Consider the following 17,441-nt stretch of genomic DNA (forward strand, 5'->3'; position numbering starts at 1 on the left):
CTAGCCAAGGCTCAAAACAAATAATTAACAACATATCAATAAAAAATAACAATCGACCACAATATATAACCAATAAAATATTATACGTAGGCGAATGTTCTAGGTTCTTGATATTGATCAGGAAGGTTCCGTGAGGTAAAAAATAATAAGTAACAAAATATAAATGGGTTATTAACTATCTGAAATATCTTTATTCTCTTAATGAATAATGTAAATAAAAACGATTCAAATTATTTTTGATGAATCCCTGATAATGAGAGAAACGGGAAGCGTTGTAATACTTCCTTTTGTTATAAAATCGGTTTTTGATTGGTAAGAAAATCCTATCTGAGACAATAAGTTATTGGCCGCACACTCCCCCATTTCTCGGCGAGGAATAGAGACCGTAGAGAGAGAAATATTTAAACTTTCAAGTAAATCTATATCGGAAAAGCCAACGACGGAAATATCTTCTGGTACACGTAGATTATGGTGATAGCAATAGTTTAAAACGCCCAATGCTGTTTCATCATTCACCACAAATAAAGATACCGGCAATTTATAATTTCGCAGTATTTCCGACATCATGGCATAGCCGTCTTCCGCACGAAGTCTTTTAACAAAAAAGACGCTGTTATCAGAATTAAAGCGCTTATCCGCCTTTTTCATCGTATCGCAATATCCCTGATAGCGATGCTCGATACCGGACTTAGCCGCTATGGGGCCAGCAATATGCAATACCGGACGGTTGGGAATGGCCAGCAAGTGCTCGGTCGCCATCCTTGCTCCCACCACGTTGTCAGCCACAACGGCAGGAAACAGGTCACCAATAGCGTGGCTTATCAATACCAGAGGAATATTAAACCGGGAAGTCAGCTCCGTCAGGTGAGAGGTTTCTTTTGAACAGGGCAAAATAATGATGCCATCCACCCCCAGCTGCGCCAGCTTCCTGACCTGCTCCTGCTCCTTTTCCAAGTCGTCCCGAGTTTGGGATACCCAGTAGGAGAAGTCGATCCGATTTGTTACCTCTTCCATACCGGTAAAGAAGTCGCGGAAAAAGGGGTTATTAAAGTAGTTAATCACCACCCCAAACGCCCGAGTATGGCTGCCCCGCAGTGAACGCGCCCCAGCGTTTGGCACATAGCCCAATTCAGCGGCGACGCGCTTTATCTCTTCCCGACGAGCTGGAGTTAATGAACCCCGATTGTTCAACGCCATAGAAACTGCTGTGGCAGAAACGCCTACGATTTTGGCAATGTCCTTTACCGTAATACGACGGCCGTGTTTTTCATTCATAGCTGACCCAGGGTAGTAATAAAAATGTATGCCAAAAGTGGCAACTTACTTTTGCAACAGCCAGCTCATAATGGTTTCCTTAATCACTTTACGTCGGATGTCCAACGCCTGTGGAGAAACCATGCTGATATTATAAACCTGCCCTAGTGTATGCTGGTTAATAAGATAATAGGCACCAAGAGCGGCAATATTAATATTTACCTGCAACGGATCGATATCAGGCTTAAACACTTTTTGCTTTTTTCCTTCCTCAAGCAAAGAGGCCATTAACTGCAAATGTGCATGGTTAATGTGGGGTAGATGAGTCGACTTTTTATAGTGCTCCCCTTTGCTCTGATTTTCGCTATTCACAATCTTCAAAAACCAGGGGTTCTCTACGTAGTAATCCCATGTAAAGTCAACAATTCTTTCAATTGCCTGCTTAGGCTCTAATCCGCTGAGATCCAACTCTCTTTCCCTTTGGCGGATATCATTCCAAGTGTATTCGAGTACCTCAATAAAGAGATTTTCTTTATTGCCGAAATGGTGGTAAACGGTCTGTTTGCTGCAGTCTGCCGCTTTTACAATATTGTCTACTCGAGCGCCTTCATAACCATATTCGGCAAACTCATTTATTGCGCATAAAAGAAGCCTGTCTTTAAGACTCTGCGCCCTGCTTGTATCAATATACATTCCGTTTCCCCAGACCGTATCAACTCACCGCTCTATCATATTCTATTTTACAGAACAGTTTTATAAAAACGCATAATATAAATATTTTCAATCAGTTGAATAATCTCATGTGATTCAACTCACAATCAACCAACTAGATGGTTGATCTCTTTGTGAACCAAGCGCATTTTAATAACCATTCGAAAAGGACTACCTAAAAAATGAGGCTATAAAATGAAATCAAGTAAACCTGTCGCTGTCGTCACTGGCGCCGCACGAGGTATAGGCAAGGGCTGTGCGCTGGAACTAGCCAGAGCGGGTTTTAATCTGTTAATCAACGATCGCCCCGATGATGAAAGCGTGATGAAACTGGCGCAAGTTAGCCAAGAATGTCAGGCAGAGGGAGCCGAAGTGGAGTGCTTTCCCGCAGACGTTGCAGACCTTTCACAGCACGAGGCCATGCTGAACGCGGCACAAAACCGCTGGAACCGTTTGGACTGCCTGCTAAACAACGCGGGAATCTCCGTTAAGCGTCGCGGTGACCTGTTGGACCTCCAGCCGGACAGCTTTGACGAAAACATTATGGTCAACACCCGTGCGCCGTTCTTCTTAAGTCAGGCATTCAGCAAGCGCCTGCTAGCGCAACCTGCCGATGAGCATCAGCATCGTTCGATCATCTTCGTTAGCTCCATTAACGCCGTAATGCTGGCGATGAACCGCGGCGAGTACACAATGGCTAAAACCGCTGTCTCCGCTGCGGCTCGACTGTTCGCCGCCCGCCTGTGCGAAGCGCAGATCGGCGTCTATGAAGTCCGCCCTGGCCTTATCAAAACCGATATGACGATCCCGGCTACTGCCTACTATGACGATCTGATCGCTAACGGCCTAGTACCGCAGGGGCGCTGGGGCTATCCGGAAGATATTGCCTCCACCGTGAGAGCCATGGCGGAAGGAAAGCTGATTTACACCTGTGGTCTACCGGTTGCCATCGACGGCGGGCTGAGCATGCAGCGTTTTTGAGGCTTGTGATGAGAGACATTACCCAACGCCCTGATTTATACAGCATCAATACAGCCACACTGGGGTATAACGCCCCGCTGTCGGTCATTATCGATGCCTGTGCAGAACGCGGTATCGGCGCCATTGCCCCCTGGCGCAGAGAGCTGGAAAACGTCAGTCTGAACGCTATCGCTAGCCAGTTATCCGCTAACCAAATGAGTGTCTCCGGCCTGTGCCGCAGTACGTACTACACCGCTCCGTCTGAGTTAGAACGTCGACGCGCCATTGACGATAACCGTCAGGCGCTGGACGTCGCCGCCGCGCTGAACGCAGCCTGCTATATGCAGGTCGTCGGCGGGCTTCCGCAGGGCAGCAAAGATCTGCACGAAGCCAGAGAACAGGTAAAAACAGGCATCCGAGCACTACTTCCACACTCCCGTGATGTCGGTGTCCCTATTGCGCTGGAACCGTTGCACCCGATGACTGCGGCAGATCGCTCCTGCCTGTGCTCGCTGCGTCAGGCTCTAGACTGGTGCGACGAGCTGGATCCGGACGGTGAATTTGGCTTAGGCGTCGCCATTGACGTCTACCACCTGTGGTGGGATCCCGATCTGGCCAACCAAATCCAGCGGGCGGGTAAACGCATTCTGGCATTCCACGTTTCTGACTGGCTGGTACCAACGACCGATCTGGTCAATGACCGCGGCATGCCCGGCGATGGCGTCATCGATATTCCCTCGATTCGGCAGTGGGTTGAAGGCGCTGGGTATTGCGGCGCCGTCGAACTGGAAATTTTTTCGTCCCGCTGGTGGCAGCAGGATATGAATACCACGCTGGATACCAGCGTTGACCGCATAGCGCGTTACTGTTGAGGAATCACTATGAGTAACCAACCCATTCTTTTTGAAAGGGCGGCTGCCTCATGCCGTCTGACGCTGAATCGCGAAGATAAATGCCATGCGATTAATGAAGAAATGATTGAAGTTTTGGATCAGTATCTACATGAAATAGAACGCGATCCTGATATTCGCATGGTGGAACTCACGGCTACCGGAGATAAATTCTTCTGTGCCGGGGGCGATATTATTTCTTGGTCTGCCTATTCCCCGCTTGATATGGGAAGGAAATGGATAAAGCGCGGTAATGAAGTGTTTAACCGCCTGCGCCAGCTGCCGCAGTTAACCATCGCTGTCATTAACGGACATACCATCGGCGGTGGGCTAGAACTGGCCCTAAGCTGCGATCTGCGCATTGCGCGCTCCACGGCGAAGTTCTCCAGTCCGGAAGTCACCCTCGGCATGGTGCCCGGCTGGATGGGCATTGAACGACTACTAGCTCAGGTAGGCCCCGCGCTGGCAAAAGAGATGCTGATGCTGGGAAAACGCCTTAACGCCGAGCAGGCAAAGCAGGCCTCGTTGATTAACGATATCGTCGAAAAAGATCAAGTAGACAGCTGGCTGGAAAATAAACGGGTAGAAGTTGCCAAATGCGGCCCAGTTGCGCTGGCGCATATCAAGCACCTGATTCTGACACTGGAGAATAAGCATTCCGCCTACGAACACCAGCTCTTGGCTGCATTAATGTCCGCCACTCAGGACTGCCAGCAGGCTACCCAAGCCTTCGCAGAAAAGCGCACGCTGGAATTTCAGAATAAATAACAAGGATATTAACAATGTCAAAGTCCGCTACACCGGAATATCTGGCGTCTTTAATTCAAGATGGTTCGACCATCGCCATCAGCGGTAACGGCGGCGGCATGGTTGAAGCCGATTACTTGCTACAGGCTATTGAGCAGCGTTTTCTGGAAACGGGCCACCCGCGCGATTTGACGTTGGTGCACTCACTAGGCATTGGCGATCGTGACAGCAAAGGCAGCAACCGCTTCGCCCACGCGGGAATGCTTAAACGAGTCATCGCAGCTCATTTTACCTGGTCGCCTAAAATGCAGACGCTGGTGAAAAATGAGGAAATCGAGGCTTACTGTTTTCCCGGCGGAGTTATTCAGGCGCTGCTGAGGGAAATCGGCGCAGGTCGCCCGGGGTTGTTTACTCACGTCGGTTTGGGGTCATACGTTGATCCGCGCCACGGTGGAGGAAAGTCCAATGCCCGCACAACCGAAGACTTAGTCGAACTGATCGAGATCGACGGCGAGAGCAAGCTGCGCTACCGCCCGTTCAACGTAGACTATGCAATCGTACGCGGTACCTACGCAGATCTGCGAGGTAACGTCAGCCTTGAGGAAGAGGCAATCGATATGGACGCCTATTCTATGGCGCTGGCTGCACATAACTGCGGCGGTAAAGTCTTTGTTCAGGTCAGAGACATTGTGGCCTCCGGCGATATTCAGCCCCGCCATGTCACGCTGCCGGGCATTCTGGTAGACCACATCGTCGAATACCGCGAACAGCCACAAACCTATTTAGGCGGCTACGATCTGACCATCAGCGGCCAGCACCGTCGCCAAACCTCCCGTGACGCAATCGAGCTGCCCGCCAATCCAGTGCGTCGCCTGATTGCGCGCCGAGCGGCACGAGAACTTGTCGCTGGTGCGTCGACCAACTTTGGTTTCGGCATCCCCGGCGGCATTCCCGGCATTGCGCTGCGTGAAGGCGTTTCTTATGACAGCCTGTGGCTGAGCGTAGAACAGGGCGTGCATAACGGTATGATGCTGGACGACGCGCTATTTGGCTGCGCCCGCAACGCCGATGCCATTGTCCCCTCTCTCGATCAGTTCGAATTCTACAGCGGCGGCGGCATTGACATTACCTTCCTTGGCATGGGGGAAATGGATCAGCAGGGCAACGTCAACGTCTCTCACCTTAACGGTAACCTCATTGGCCCCGGTGGCTTTCTAGAGATTGCACAAAACGCCCGAAAAGTGGTGTTCTGCGGCACGTTTGACGCCAAAGGCAGCAAAGTGAACGTTACTTCAGATGGCATAAACATCGTGCAAACCGGTCAAGTGCCAAAGCTGGTGGAGCAGGTAGAAAAAATCACCTTTAGCGGGGAATACGCACGCCAGTCCGGTCAGGAAGTCCTGTATATCACTGAGCGGGCGGTATTCCGTCTCACTCAGGAAGGTGTAGAGCTGACAGAAGTTGCGCCGGGTATTGATATTGAGCGCGATATTCTGCCCTATATGGGTTTTCGCCCGCTCGTTAAACACCCTCGCCAAATGGATCCCGCGCTGTTTTCGCCCATGGAGGCCAAATGAGCCAGATCGACGACGCGATCCTCGATGCGCTGACGCACGTTACGTTTCCCAAGGGATTCGTACAGGCAGAGCCCGCTTCGACGGTATTCATTGATAATGTAGAGTATCCAGTCTGGCGCAGCGATGCGCTGGTGGTGGGCAGCGGCGCCGCTGGTCTGCGTGCAGCAGTCGAGCTGAAACGCCGCAAGAAAGACGTATTGATTGCCACCGCAGGTTTATACATGGGTACCTCAGCCTGCTCCGGCTCCGATAAACAGACGCTGTTTACCGCCGCCACTGCGGGCAAGGGGGACAACTTTCTGAAGCTGGCGCAGGCGCTGGCCTCCGGTGGCGCGATGGATCTTGATACCGCCTACGTTGAAGCGGTTGGTTCATTACACACTCTGGGCGGACTGCAATTTCTCGGACTAGAACTACCGGAAGATCGCTTAGGCGCCATTCTCCGCTATCAAACCGACCACGATGAAGCCGGGCGTGCCACGTCTTGTGGGCCGCGCACTTCACGACTGATGGTAAAAGTGTTGCTGGAAGAAGTTCAGCGTCTGGCCATTCCGCTGTTAAGCGGCGCAACGGTCATTAAACTGCTGCGCCAGCGTGACAGCAACGGCGTGGAGCGCTGTGCAGGGGCAATTGTCGCTACTGGTTCTCGAGTGCACAATCCGTGGGGGCTGGCGCTGATCGTCGCGCCAAACGTCGTGTTAGCCACCGGCGGCCCGGGCGAACTGTACCGCGACAGCGTTTATCCGAAGAAGTGCTTTGGCTCACTGGGGCTGGCTCTGGAAGAAGGGCTAACGCTAGCAAACCTTACCGAAAGCCAGTTTGGCATCGGCACACCCCGCAGCGCCTTCCCTTGGAATCTGTCCGGCACTTACGTGCAGGTGATCCCCTACATTTATTCTGTTGATGAACACGGGCAGGAACATAACTTCCTAGCCGACTACTACCGCACCACGCAGGAGCTGGCGTCCAATATTTTCCGCAAAGGCTATCAGTGGCCGTTCCACGCCACAAGAGTGATGGATTTCGGCTCTAGCCTGCTGGATATGGCCGTTGCGCATGAGCAGCAGCTCGGACGTAGGGTCTACATGGATTTTAAGCGTAACCCGCTCCCCGTTCCCGGAGATCGACCGTTTTCTCTAGATCGTTTGGATAGCGACGTGCGCGCCTATCTGGAAAATAACGACGCTCTAGGCGAGCTGCCGATTGAACGCCTACAGCGTATGAATCCGCTGTCCATCTCCCTCTATAAAATGCACGGTAACGACCTGACAAAAGAGCCGCTGGAATTCGCCATGAATAACCAGCATATGAACGGCGGCATTGAGGTTGATATCTGGGGGCAAACCTCTTTGCTAGGCTGCTTTGCCGTTGGTGAAGTGGCAGGTACACACGGCGTTACTCGCCCCGGCGGCGCAGCGCTTAACGCCGGGCAGGTGTTTGCCGTACGTCTGGCGCGCTATATCGCCGAAGCAGGCCATTCGGAGGTCTGTTCAGACATACCTGAACTGGCTTTCGCTGCCTTATCTACCCTAGGCGCAGTGATAAAGCGCGCGCTCGCTAACCCTCAGGGAATATCGCTTCAGGCCGCCAAAAAGCAAATTCAGGCACGCATGTCTGACCATGCGGGGTTTATCTGCCATGCCGAAGCAATAAATCAGGCCAGTAGCGATGCACAGACTCTGGTTGAACAGATTTATCAGGATGGGCTGACCATCCAGCATGCAGCAGAGATAACCGAGCTCTTTATGTGGCGCCACATGGCGTTAACCTCAGCCGCAGTGCTAGCTATGCTGAAACACTATGTTGCCGAAGGCGGCGGAAGCCGTGGCGCGAGAATTATTATCGACCAGAGTGGCGAATGTCTGCCGTTGACTCGACTCGGCCCGACAGATCAATGGCGATTCAGACCCGAAAAGGAGGACGACAAAAATCACAAGCTAACCCTTCAATGTGTACAGTTGAAATTTACCGTTAACCGGAATGCACTACGCGATATTCCGGATATTAGCGGAAATTATTTTGAGAAAAGTTGGCCCGACTTTCTTTGCGGAGATATTTACCGCTAAGCATAAATTTATATACCAGAGTATTAGAGTTACATTACTGCGAAAATATAACACCTTTGGGAATATAACAAATATTCTCCGAGGTGCTTTCCGCGACAGCGTAATTTCATAGGTACTACATATCGGCAATTTACTATCTCTACCCCTGACTTATTCAAGGTGAACATATGGAAATTAAAAAAACTATTGTCGTTCCCCGTATGAATTTCAAACATGCCGCCGATATATATTAATGATAATAAGGAAAGAAAAATCATGAAAATAATTAAAAATTACCGATGGCATATGATTGTGCTCGTCTGTTTCATTACCGTTATTAACTATCTGGACAGGACGGCATTAGGTATCGCCGCGCCGACCATTATGCAAACTACAGGGATAACAAAAGAACAATATTCGTGGATAGTCAGCGCATTCCAACTGGCGTATACCCTTGGTCAGCCGATAATGGGATTTTTTATTGACACTGTCGGATTAAAATTAAGCTTTGCCATCTGTGCTGCGATATGGGGCTTGGCAACGATGGGACACGCGTTAACCGGCACATGGCAAGGGCTGGCGTTTATGCGTGGAATTATGGGATTCAGCGAAGCCTCTGCGATTCCTGCGGGTGTAAAAACCGCATCAGTATGGTTTCCAGCCAAAGAACGCGGCATCGCTACCGGCGTATTTCAAATGGGGACCTCACTCGGCGCTATGCTTGCTCCACCGCTTATCGCCTGGTGCATTATGTTCCACAGCTGGCAGTTTGCATTTCTGGTTTCCGGTGCATTAGCGTTAATTGCAGCAGTAATGTGGTTCTTTTTTTATAAAGATCCTAAAGATGCTAAACGACTATCCGATGAGGAAAGGCAGTATATTGAAGCCGGAAAAGAAACTCATTTGAAAGATGTCAAAAAAGAAAAAACGTCCGTTATACATATTTTAAAGCAGAGAAACTTCTGGGGTATTGGTATTGCGCGTTTTCTGGCTGACCCAGCCTGGGGAACAATTAACTTCTGGGTGCCTATTTTCTTTGTTGAAACACTTCATTTCAGCTTAAAAGAAATCGCCATGTTTGTATGGCTACCCTTCCTGCTGGGTGATTTAGGCTGTCTGGCCAGCGGATTTGTTGCTAAATTCTTCAATGATAGAGGCATCAGTTTAATTAACTCACGAAGAATCGCCTTCACCATTGCCGCCGTTATCATGATGACAATTGGCCTAGTCAGCATCGTTGAAAATCCGTATATCGCGGTACTGCTAATCAGCATCGGTGCTTTCGCTCACCAGCTGCTGTCTACGGTTTCCACCACACTAGGCGCCGATTTGTTTAAAAAAGACGAAGTCGCGACGGCAGTTGGCATGGCGGGCGCCTGCGCGTGGTCCGGTCAGTTAATCTTCAACCTGTTTATTGGCGCATTCGTTAGCATTGTTGGCTTTGCACCGTTCTTTATTGCTCTGGCATTTTTTGACGTTCTCGGCGCTATCGCACTATGGATATTTATCAAAGACCCTGTCTGCGTAGAAGAAAACGCGCTTGTAACGAACTAATTAACCCTCGTTCCCCCGTATAAACAAGTAGAAATCCGCCTTCGTAGAAAGCGGATTTCTACTCTACGCATTTTAAGCAACGCGTAATGGGCTCTTCTGGATAACCACAACGCTGTGATGATATGGCTGCCGTCAGGTATTCCACATTCATAAATATCAGACATACATCTGAGCAGATATTTCGTGAAATTCATATCATTTTGATTTAAAAAACAAAAAATGAATAATCTGTTAAGAGGATCACAAACCCTAATTTTTTTATGGTTTTCTTTGATTAACAAGTTTAACGTTAAAGTCAATGTAATCAGGAAGAGGTAGGAAGGCTTTCAGAAGGCATTCTGTCACCTTCGTCTTCCCTTTCCTGATTATTTTTTCACTATCAACTTTAACGTTAAACTAAATCGATAAACATGGAGAAGCATCATGAACTCAACGGTAATTGACAGCCAGGTTTTCGGCGCTCTTTTCAGTACCAAAGAAATGCGCGATATTTTCAGCGACCGCAATCTGGTGCAAAAGTGGCTGGATACAGAAGCCGCGCTTGCCAAAGCAGAAGGCGAGCTGGGCATTATTCCTAAAGAAGCCATGCAGGAAATCTGCAGCAAGGCCAATGCCGACCTGCTGGACATCCCCTCCATCGGTGAATTCTATAAGAGCTCCATCACCATTGTTCCTTTGCTCAAGGCGTTTAAAGCCGTGCTTAACAACAACGCCGGCGAGTTCGTTCACTGGGGCGCGACCAGTCAGGACATCGTAGACACCGGACTGGTGCTGCAAATTCGCGAGGCCCACGCCGTGCTGCTGAAGAAGGTACGCCAGTGTGAAGAAGCCTGCTACGGGCTGGCGGAAAAATACCGCGACGTCGTGATGGCTGGTCGTACCCACGTTCAGCACGCCTTACCAATCACCATGGGCTTCAAAGCCGCAGGCTGGGCCTCTGAGTTTGCCCGTCATACTGAACGCCTGAATGAAATCACGCCTCGTCTGTTTGTCGGTCAGTTCTCCGGCGCCGTTGGTACTCTCGCCTCACTGGAAACCGAAGGCCTCAAAGTACAAGAGCGCATGATGAAAGAGCTAGGTTTAGCCGCACCGGATATTGCCTGGCACTCTGCACGCGACAACATCGCCGAGTTTATCAGCGTTCTGGCGCTGGTGGCTGGCACTATCGGTAAAGTCACCCGTGAAGTGCTGACCTTACAGCGCACTGAAATCGGCGAGCTGGAAGAGCCGTTCTTTATGGGTAAAGTCGGCAGCAGCACCATGCCGCACAAGCGCAATCCACAGGTGTGTGAAAACGTTATCGCCCTGACCCGCAGCGTCCGCGCGCTGGCACCGCTGGCAGTAGAAGCCATGAACTGTGAGAACGAGCGTGACTGGAGCTGTGAAATCGCCGAGTGGGACTTTGTTCAGCGCGCCTGTCACCTACTGGATGCCGCATTAGAAAAGAGCGTCGACATTCTGGAAAACCTGATCGTTTATCCGGAAAAAATGGAGAAAAACCTGAGCTGCCTGAAGGGTCTGATGCTGTCAGAGTCCGTCATGATGCACTTGGGCGCCAAAATGGGTCGCTTAACTGCCCACGAAATCGTCTACACCATCTGCATGGACGCCTTCGAAAAAGGCATCGCTATGGAAGACGCGCTGATGAGTCACCCAGAAGTTATGCAGTTCTTCAGCAAGCAGGAAATCAAAGACATGCTGAACCCGCATAACTATATCGGGCTGGCAACGACCTTCGTTGACCGCGTGCTAGCCAAACGGCCTAGCGTGAAGTAACCCATCCGGGCGCGCGAAGCCTCTCGCTTTGGTGAAGCGCGCCTCACTATTACTAACGGGTTGCCGTTATCGGGTCGCCGCCTTTCTCTGGGATCTTCTCTCCGCTTTTTTGGCGACTAACCGAACAGGCCCCGAACTGCGGAGGTCTCCGTCATATGTCTAATAATATAATAAAAGGGGCTATCACCGTTCTTATTGGCCTCATCATCTGGTTTATTCCGGTACCAGAAGGCTTAACACCTCAGGCGTGGCACCTGTTTGCCCTGATGGTCGCCATTATTATCGGCTTTATTCTTCAACCCGTTCCCGTCGGCGCAGTAGCGTTTGTTGGCATTACCGCTATCGTGATGACCAACACGCTAAAACTGTCTGAAGCCCTGTCTGGCTTCAGCTCCGGTGCGATCTGGCTTATTGTTGCCGCCTTTCTGTTTGCCCGAGGTTTTATCAAAACGGGATTGGGGCGACGCATCGCCTACATGATTCTGCGCGCCATTGGCGACAGCACGCTAAAAGTGGGTTACGCGCTGGCTTTAAGCGATCTGATCCTCGCACCGGCTACGCCGTCCAGCGCAGCCAGAGCCGGCGGCATCATTTTTCCTATCGCCCGCAGCCTTTCTTCGGCACTAGACTCTGAGCCGGGCCCAACCAGCCGTAAAGCGGGAGCCTACTTCCTTCAGGTCATCTACCAGACGGAGTCCGTGGTCTGCGCCATGTTCTTAACCGCCATGGCGGGTAACCCGATGATTGTGGAACTAGCGGCAAAAACCATTGGTGTGGAAATCACTTGGGGCACTTGGGCGCTGGCTGCCTGTGTACCGGGTCTGATTGCCTTTATTACCATCCCTTGGCTGATGTACGTGGTTTACCCGCCGGAGCTGAAGAAGATCCCACAGGCCAAAATCATTGCCCGTGAAGAGCTGGAGAAAATGGGCGCCGTTACGCTACACGAGAAGATCTTAGCGGTCGTGTTTCTGGTTTCGCTATTCTTGTGGTGTACGTCAGGGTGGAACGGGCTTAACGCCACGACGGTCGCCATGCTGGCAGTTTCCTGTCTGTTAGTGACACAAGTGCTGACTTGGGAAAACGTCGTTAAGGAAACCGGCGCTTGGGATACGCTAATCTGGATGGGCAGTTTAGTCGGCCTTGCCGCGCAGCTTTCCAGTAAAGGCTTTATTCCGTGGTTTGCCGAAGCGGCTAGTCACTCTATGAGCGGCTATTCATGGATCACGACGCTGTTTTTACTGGTCGTTATCTATATGTATTCCCACTACGCCTTCGCCAGTCTGACAGCGCATATTTCTGCCATGTATGCGGCCTTTATTGCCGTCGCCGTTGCTGCGGGTGCACCGCCCTATCTGGTTGCTTTAGCGCTAGCCTTTACGGCTAACATCTGCCTTCCTATAACCCACTACAGCGGAGCACCCGGGCCGATTTACTACGGCGCTGGGTATATCGACTTACCCACCTGGTGGAAAATAGGCTTCCTGTTCTCAGTGGTGAATTTAATCATATGGATAGGTGTGGGTTCTATCTGGTGGAAAGCGTTGGGGCTGTGGTAATACGCGGTTCTGAAGCGAACCCAATTAAATAAATTAAAATAATTAACCCTATGCTTAATATGGTAAATTACATCAGATTTTACAGTTTATACGCCAAAAGAGTGATGTAAACGCCATATTAAGCACTTTAGCTCGGCTATAATAGTTTTGCTTATTTGATTACGCACATACAAAAAAAATTTTTTTTATTTTTTAACACACTTAAACCGGAACATTTGGAGGAATGCAGTGCAAACCTTTAACGCCGACATCGCCATTATCGGGGCCGGGGGCGGAGGACTGCGTGCAGCCATTGCCGCTGCCGAAGCCAACCCTAACGCCACCATCGCGCTGATTTCTAAAGTCTACCCCATGCGCAGCCACACCGTGGCCGCCGAAGGGGGTTCCGCCGCCGTCATCCGTGACGACGACAGCTTCGAACTCCACTTCCACGACACCGTCGCCGGCGGGGACTGGCTCTGCGAACAGGACGTCGTCCAGTACTTCGTCGAAAACAGCCCGCGCGAGATGATTCAGCTCGAACAGTGGGGATGCCCCTGGAGCCGCAAGCCTGACGGCGCCGTCAACGTCCGCCGCTTCGGCGGGATGAAGGTTGAACGCACCTGGTTTGCCGCCGACAAAACCGGCTTCCACATGCTCCACACCCTGTTCCAGACCTCGCTCAAGTACCCTAACATCAAGCGCTTTGACGAACACTTCGTCCTCGACATGCTGGTCGATGAAGGCCACGTTCGCGGCCTGGTCGCCATGAACATGATGGAAGGCACGCTGGTGCAAATCCGCGCCAACGCGGTTGTTATGGCTACCGGCGGTGCCGGCCGCGTCTACCGCTACAACACCAACGGCGGTATCGTTACCGGTGACGGTATGGGCATGGCCTTCCGTCACGGCGTCCCGCTGCGCGATATGGAATTCGTTCAGTATCACCCGACAGGCCTGCCCGGCTCCGGTATCCTGATGACCGAAGGCTGCCGCGGTGAAGGCGGTATCATGGTCAACAAGGACGGCTACCGCTACCTGCAGGACTACGGTCTCGGACCGGAAACTCCCCTCGGCCAGCCGCAGAACAAGTACATGGAACTCGGCCCGCGCGATAAAGTCTCTCAGGCCTTCTGGCACGAATGGCGCGCCGGTCGCACCATCTCTACGCCGCGTGGCGATGTGGTCTACCTTGACCTGCGTCACCTGGGCGAGAAGAAGCTGCTTGAGCGTCTGCCGTTCATCTGCGAACTGGCTAAGGCCTACGTCGGCGTTGACCCGGTCAAAGAGCCTATCCCGGTGCGCCCAACGGCTCACTACACCATGGGCGGTATCGAAACCAACCAGCAGTGTGAAACCCGTCTGACCGGTCTGTTCGCCGTCGGCGAATGTTCCTCTGTCGGCATGCACGGCGCCAACCGTCTGGGCTCCAACTCGCTGGCCGAGCTGGTGGTCTTTGGTCGCGTGGCCGGTGAACACGCTCTTGAGCGCGCCAAGACCGCGACCGCGGCTAACGGCTCTGCGCTGGATGCACAGGCGTCCGATATCGAAGCCCGCCTGCACGCCCTGCTCAATCAGGAAGGCACCGAAAACTGGGCCAACATCCGTGATGAAATGGGTCTGAGCATGGAAGAAGGCTGCGGTATCTACCGTACCGAAGAGCTGATGCAAAAGACCGTCGACAAGCTGACCGAGCTGAAAGAGCGCTTCAAGCGCGTGCGCATCACTGACCGCACCAGCGTCTTCAACACCGACCTGCTGTACACCATCGAACTGGGTCACAGCCTTGACGTGGCTGAATGTATGGCGCACTCCGCCATCCTGCGTCGCGAATCCCGCGGGGCACACCAGCGTCTGGACGAAGGCTGCACCGAGCGTGATGACGTCAACTACCTCAAGCACTCTCTGGCCTTCTACAACCCGGAAGGCGGCGCGCCGCGCATTGACTACAGCGATGTGAAGATTACTACCCTGCCGCCGGCCAAACGCGTGTATGGCGCTGAAGCCGAAGCGCAGGCGAAAGAAGAAGCACTGAAGAAGGAGCAGGCGAATGTCTGAGATGAAAACCCTCAAAGTAGAAGTCATGCGCTATAACCCTGAGCGTGACGCTGAGCCCCGCTTCGAGGCCTATGATGTGCCTTATGACGCCTCCACGTCACTGCTGGATGCGCTGGGCTACATCAAGGACAATCTGGCCCCTGACCTCTCCTACCGCTGGTCCTGCCGGATGGCTATCTGCGGCTCCTGCGGCATGATGATTAACAAGGTGCCCAAGCTTGCCTGTAAAACCTTCCTGCGTGACTACCCGCAGGGCATGAAGGTCGAAGCGCTGGGGAACTTCCCCATCGAGCGCGACCTGGTGGTCGATATGACCCACTTCATTGAGAGTCTGGAGGCCATCAAGCCTTACATTATCAATGACGCGCTCAAGCCTGAGAACGGCCCAACGATTCAGACCCCGGCTCAGATGGAGAAATACCATCAGTTCTCCGGCTGTATCAACTGCGGCCTGTGCTATGCGGCCTGCCCGCAGTTCGGCCTTAACCCCGAGTTTATCGGGCCTGCCGCCATTACCCTTGGCCATCGCTACAACCTCGACACCCGCGACAAGGGCAAGAAGCAGCGTATGACCCAGCTTAACGGCAAGAACGGCGTGTGGAGCTGTACCTTTGTGGGCTACTGCTCTGAAGTCTGTCCGAAGCACGTGGACCCGGCGTCGGCTATCCAACAGGGTAAAGCCGAAAGCGCCAAAGACTTTATGATTGCTATGCTGAAACCCCAGTAAAGGGAGTGGGAGACGATGATGATAACCAAACGTAAACCCTATGTCCGTGAGATGAAGGCTTCCTGGTGGAAGAACCTGGGGTTCTATAAGTTCTATATGTTCCGTGAAATGACCGCCGTTCCGGCCGTCTGGTTCAGCATTGTGGTGCTGATTGGCGTGTTCTCACTCAGAAGCCTTGAGAGCTGGGCCGGGTTTATTGGCTTTTTGCAAAACCCGCTGGTGATGCTGCTCAATATCATCACGCTGGTGATGGGTGTGGTGCACACCAAGACCTGGTTTGACCTGGCGCCGAAGGCGGTGAACATCGTCAAGGGCGACGAGAAGATGAGTCCCAAGCCGATGATTACCGGCCTGTGGGCAGTGACGGCGGTGGTAACCGTGATTATTCTGGCCGTGGCGCTGGTGTAAGGAGGGGAATGAAATGATTGACCAAAACCCTAAACGTTCTGACGAACCGGTATTCTGGGGCCTGTTTGGTGCGGGCGGTATGTGGAGCGCCATTGTGGCGCCGGCGATTATCCTGCTGGTGGCGATTATTCTGCCGCTGGGCTGGGCGCCTGAAGCGTTGAGCTACCCGAGAGTGCTTGCGTTCTGCCAGAGCTTTATTGGCCGGGTGTTCCTGCTGCTGATGATTATTCTGCCGGTGTGGTGCGGTCTGCACCGTATGCACCACATGAGCCACGACCTGAAGCTGCACATCCCTGCGGGCAAGCTGGTGTTCTACGGCATTGCCAGCGTGCTGAGCATTTTGGCGGTGGTTGGCGTGTTTATGCTATAAGAAGCATGCTGTAAGATTCGCCACATCAAGACAAGGCGCTCCGCTTGCGGGGCGCTTTTTTATAGGGACAATTAGATAAACGGCTTCGTGTCTATAAATAGAGGGAAAAATGAGTCTTAAACTTTTTGGCTATTATCTGGTTGAGATCTCCCCCAAGCCAGACTGGATAGATATAAATAGTCCAAAGATACTGACAGTAAGTAAATGTCTAGGAACACTACACCCGCTATTAGAAGGGTGCTTTTATATCAACCAAGCGAAAAACCATAAAAACTATCAAAAATCGCTAAAGCTTGATGATGCCAAATTTGCCGATTTAAAAAAGGCGGTCAATACGCTCTATGAACAACAAAAAATAGATTTCGACAGTCGTTTCCAACACTATCAAGATGCCCGAACGTTTTATGAAAACTATTTATACCAACTGGAAAACATAAAAATTGTTGCACTTGCTGTAGAAGAACAGAATACCGATAGCCTACTGAATGAACTAGCCGATTCAACACATGCTTTTTTACTACCGGAAGATAACGTTATTGAAGGTGAACTTCTTGGCTATGACATTCTCGGGTACGAATTCGACTTCTGTCATAGCTATCTTTGCAATGGATTGGACAAAGAGATCTCGCAGCATTTTACGCTTCGGGTCAATGAACTGGGTCTAATTCAAAACGCCTATGCGGAGGTCGACGCATTTGCTCATCATATAAAGGAGATGGGAGAACCTGTTTTATGGTTGCCCTTCGCCATTTATGATTGTTCAAAATAGAAGCGCAAGCGTTATAACGTAAAACGCCCCTTTGGCAGAACCTAAGGGGCGTTTGTC

General features: G+C 51.6%; 15 protein-coding genes. 13 read left to right on the forward strand and 2 right to left on the reverse strand.

From position 1 onward, the window contains the following. Window positions 1-225: 225 nt before the first annotated feature. Together DQM29_RS16010 and DQM29_RS16015 are read right to left on the reverse strand one after the other, a co-directional pair. Window positions 226-1,275: a LacI family DNA-binding transcriptional regulator gene (locus DQM29_RS16010; RefSeq protein ID WP_111741608.1), complete on the reverse strand. Its 1,050-nt coding sequence runs from the start codon at window positions 1,273-1,275 to the stop codon at window positions 226-228. Between the two features lie 45 nt (window positions 1,276-1,320). Continuing rightward, window positions 1,321-1,947, reverse strand: coding sequence for a TetR/AcrR family transcriptional regulator (locus DQM29_RS16015; RefSeq protein WP_111741609.1), 627 nt, complete (start codon window positions 1,945-1,947; stop codon window positions 1,321-1,323). A 213-nt stretch (window positions 1,948-2,160) separates the two neighbouring features. Here DQM29_RS16015 and DQM29_RS16020 point away from each other — a divergent pair, with 213 nt between their 5' ends. From DQM29_RS16020 to DQM29_RS16080, 13 genes are all read left to right on the forward strand, one after another. Further along, window positions 2,161-2,946, forward strand: a complete 786-nt coding sequence (locus DQM29_RS16020) for a 3-ketoacyl-ACP reductase (RefSeq protein ID WP_111741610.1) — start codon at window positions 2,161-2,163, stop codon at window positions 2,944-2,946. 8 nt (window positions 2,947-2,954) lie between these two features. Further along, window positions 2,955-3,797 carry a sugar phosphate isomerase/epimerase family protein gene (locus DQM29_RS16025; protein WP_111741611.1) on the forward strand — a complete coding sequence of 281 codons (843 nt, stop codon included), beginning with the start codon at window positions 2,955-2,957 and terminating at the stop codon, window positions 3,795-3,797. A 9-nt stretch (window positions 3,798-3,806) separates the two neighbouring features. Next, window positions 3,807-4,583, forward strand: a complete 777-nt coding sequence (locus DQM29_RS16030; protein WP_111741612.1) for an enoyl-CoA hydratase/isomerase family protein — start codon at window positions 3,807-3,809, stop codon at window positions 4,581-4,583. Between the two features lie 14 nt (window positions 4,584-4,597). After that, on the forward strand, window positions 4,598-6,139 hold the full coding sequence (locus DQM29_RS16035) for an acyl CoA:acetate/3-ketoacid CoA transferase (protein WP_111741613.1): 1,542 nt from the start codon (window positions 4,598-4,600) through the stop codon (window positions 6,137-6,139). Further along, window positions 6,136-8,205, forward strand: a complete 2,070-nt coding sequence (locus tag DQM29_RS16040) for an FAD-binding protein (protein WP_111741614.1) — start codon at window positions 6,136-6,138, stop codon at window positions 8,203-8,205. The genes DQM29_RS16035 and DQM29_RS16040 overlap by 4 nt, the downstream gene beginning before the upstream one ends. 255 nt (window positions 8,206-8,460) lie before the next feature. After that, a complete protein-coding gene (locus DQM29_RS16045) occupies window positions 8,461-9,738 on the forward strand; it encodes an MFS transporter (RefSeq protein WP_111741615.1) in 1,278 nt (425 codons plus the stop codon). Between the two features lie 423 nt (window positions 9,739-10,161). Then, the gene (purB, locus tag DQM29_RS16050) at window positions 10,162-11,514 is read left to right on the forward strand and encodes an adenylosuccinate lyase (RefSeq protein ID WP_111741616.1); all 1,353 of its coding nucleotides are present in this window, start codon (window positions 10,162-10,164) and stop codon (window positions 11,512-11,514) included. Window positions 11,515-11,669: 155 nt separating this feature from the next. Beyond that, entirely contained in the window at window positions 11,670-13,073 is a 1,404-nt protein-coding gene (locus DQM29_RS16055) for an anion permease (protein ID WP_111741617.1), read from the forward strand. Between the two features lie 228 nt (window positions 13,074-13,301). Then, window positions 13,302-15,110, forward strand: coding sequence for a fumarate reductase (quinol) flavoprotein subunit (frdA, locus tag DQM29_RS16060; RefSeq protein WP_111741477.1), 1,809 nt, complete (start codon window positions 13,302-13,304; stop codon window positions 15,108-15,110). Then, the gene (locus tag DQM29_RS16065; RefSeq protein WP_111741478.1) at window positions 15,103-15,837 is read left to right on the forward strand and encodes a succinate dehydrogenase/fumarate reductase iron-sulfur subunit; all 735 of its coding nucleotides are present in this window, start codon (window positions 15,103-15,105) and stop codon (window positions 15,835-15,837) included. Before frdA ends, DQM29_RS16065 begins: the two co-directional genes overlap by 8 nt. An 18-nt stretch (window positions 15,838-15,855) precedes the next feature. Beyond that, window positions 15,856-16,245, forward strand: coding sequence for a fumarate reductase subunit FrdC (gene frdC, locus DQM29_RS16070; RefSeq protein ID WP_111742121.1), 390 nt, complete (start codon window positions 15,856-15,858; stop codon window positions 16,243-16,245). Between the two features lie 13 nt (window positions 16,246-16,258). After that, window positions 16,259-16,615, forward strand: coding sequence for a fumarate reductase subunit FrdD (gene frdD / locus DQM29_RS16075; RefSeq protein WP_170126557.1), 357 nt, complete (start codon window positions 16,259-16,261; stop codon window positions 16,613-16,615). A gap of 109 nt (window positions 16,616-16,724) precedes the next feature. Further along, window positions 16,725-17,384, forward strand: coding sequence for a hypothetical protein (locus DQM29_RS16080; RefSeq protein WP_111741618.1), 660 nt, complete (start codon window positions 16,725-16,727; stop codon window positions 17,382-17,384). Window positions 17,385-17,441: the final 57 nt, after the last annotated feature.

It is taken from the genome of Leminorella richardii (genome assembly GCF_900478135.1).
GTDB classification, from domain to species: domain Bacteria; phylum Pseudomonadota; class Gammaproteobacteria; order Enterobacterales; family Enterobacteriaceae; genus Leminorella; species Leminorella richardii.

Bases quoted from the DNA above. Each gene is read 5' to 3' on its own strand.
- DQM29_RS16010 (WP_111741608.1), bottom strand. From the start codon at position 1,275: ATGAATGAAAAACACGGCCGTCGTATTACGGTAAAGGACATTGCCAAA.
- DQM29_RS16015 (WP_111741609.1), bottom strand. From the start codon at position 1,947: ATGTATATTGATACAAGCAGGGCGCAGAGTCTTAAAGACAGGCTTCTT.
- DQM29_RS16020 (WP_111741610.1), top strand. From the start codon at position 2,161: ATGAAATCAAGTAAACCTGTCGCTGTCGTCACTGGCGCCGCACGAGGT.
- DQM29_RS16025 (WP_111741611.1), top strand. From the start codon at position 2,955: ATGAGAGACATTACCCAACGCCCTGATTTATACAGCATCAATACAGCC.
- DQM29_RS16030 (WP_111741612.1), top strand. From the start codon at position 3,807: ATGAGTAACCAACCCATTCTTTTTGAAAGGGCGGCTGCCTCATGCCGT.
- DQM29_RS16035 (WP_111741613.1), top strand. From the start codon at position 4,598: ATGTCAAAGTCCGCTACACCGGAATATCTGGCGTCTTTAATTCAAGAT.
- DQM29_RS16040 (WP_111741614.1), top strand. From the start codon at position 6,136: ATGAGCCAGATCGACGACGCGATCCTCGATGCGCTGACGCACGTTACG.
- DQM29_RS16045 (WP_111741615.1), top strand. From the start codon at position 8,461: ATGAAAATAATTAAAAATTACCGATGGCATATGATTGTGCTCGTCTGT.
- purB (WP_111741616.1), top strand. From the start codon at position 10,162: ATGAACTCAACGGTAATTGACAGCCAGGTTTTCGGCGCTCTTTTCAGT.
- DQM29_RS16055 (WP_111741617.1), top strand. From the start codon at position 11,670: ATGTCTAATAATATAATAAAAGGGGCTATCACCGTTCTTATTGGCCTC.
- DQM29_RS16065 (WP_111741478.1), top strand. From the start codon at position 15,103: ATGTCTGAGATGAAAACCCTCAAAGTAGAAGTCATGCGCTATAACCCT.
- frdC (WP_111742121.1), top strand. From the start codon at position 15,856: ATGATAACCAAACGTAAACCCTATGTCCGTGAGATGAAGGCTTCCTGG.
- frdD (WP_170126557.1), top strand. From the start codon at position 16,259: ATGATTGACCAAAACCCTAAACGTTCTGACGAACCGGTATTCTGGGGC.
- DQM29_RS16080 (WP_111741618.1), top strand. From the start codon at position 16,725: ATGAGTCTTAAACTTTTTGGCTATTATCTGGTTGAGATCTCCCCCAAG.